The following is a 1,321-nucleotide window of genomic DNA, read 5'->3' on the forward strand; positions in this document are numbered from 1 at the left end:
TGACCCGTCCTGAATTACGTTGACACTCAAACAGCCGGCGTTCAGCCGGCCAGGGACGCCCGGTGCACAGCATCGGGCGTTTGCATTTTGAGCGACAGATGGGGTCGTTCGTGGTTGTAGATCTGCACGGACTCGGCCACCAGCCGTCTGGCTTGCGCGAGGTCAACAGGCCGGCTCAGCAGGAATTCGTTCTTAAGTATGCCGTTGACGCGCTCGGCCAAGGCGTTCTGGTAGCAGTCGTAGCCGTCAGTCATCGAGCACCTCAGACCATGGCGTCGGTGTAAGGCTTGGTAGTAGCTCGAACAGTACTGGATGCCTCGGTCAGAGTGATGAACCAGTTCCCGGCATGTGTGCCGGCCCCGCAAGGCCATCTTCAGCGCCTGCGCGACCTCCTCGGTCTGCAGGCTGGGGTGAACATGCCAGCCCACGATCTTGCGCGAGTGGGCATCGGTCACCAAGCTCAGATACACGAACTTGTCAGCGGTCGGCAGGTACGTGATGTCGGCCACCCACAGCTGCTCGCTGCGCGTGACCTGAATCTGCTCAGGCCCTTGCTTGAGCAGGTTGGGATGACGACGAAAGCGATGATGGCTGTCCGTGGTCTTGTGGTACGCGCGCCGGTTGGCCACCAGCATTCGCGCGTTGCGCAGCACGTCGAACATCGCGTCGCGGCCCAGTTTGATGCCTGCGTCCTGCAGCGGCGCGCGCAGCAGGTGGTGCAGCTTGCGTGTGCCCAGCCTGGGCTGACGCATCCGCGTGTCCTTGACCAGTTCGATCACTGTCTCGGCTCGCTGGCAGCGCTGCACCATGCGCTGCTGCGCCTGGTAATGCGCCTGGCGGCTGATGCCCATGTAGCGGCAAGCCCTCGTCACGCTCAACCCCGGGACGAGCTGTTGCGAGAGGACTTGCCCAAAGGCTTTTTTACGACACGCACGCCGTGATCCTTCTTCAGAACCTCCAGCACCGCTTCAAACAAGCGCGCCTTCTCCTGCGCCAGCGCCAGTTGCGTCTCCAATTCCTTGATCCGCTGCTCGGGCGTCGCAGGGGCAGTTGTCTTGTCGATGGGCATGGCCGCCAATGATGCCGCACGGCCCCAGCTCTGGCGACCGTGCTTGCGCAGCCACATCAACACTGTCGAGTTGCCCTGGATCCCGTAGCGCAGCTGTGCCTGGCCGCAGGTCAGCTCCCCTTTTTCCACTTGTTCAACAACGGCCAGTTTGAAGGCCATCGTGTAGTCACGCTGCGTTCTCTTGATGCCTGTATCCATGGCGTTTCTTCCTTTCGAGCATGGAAAGGTGTCAACGCTGGGCAGGACGGGTCA

Annotated in this window: 1 protein-coding gene; it reads right to left on the reverse strand. The window is 61.7% G+C overall.

The features are described 5' to 3' along the window. Positions 1–41: 41 nt before the first annotated feature. Positions 42–1,267 (reverse strand): IS3 family transposase gene (locus tag KW835_RS26555; RefSeq protein ID WP_370633692.1). Its coding sequence is split into 2 segments (ribosomal slippage): positions 42–925 and positions 925–1,267, totalling 1,227 coding nucleotides; the frame shifts between segments, so codons are not numbered across the junction. Between the last annotated feature and the right edge of the window lie 54 nt (positions 1,268–1,321).

It is taken from the genome of Acidovorax sp. sic0104, from assembly GCF_019219095.1.
Lineage (GTDB): Bacteria > Pseudomonadota > Gammaproteobacteria > Burkholderiales > Burkholderiaceae_C > Acidovorax.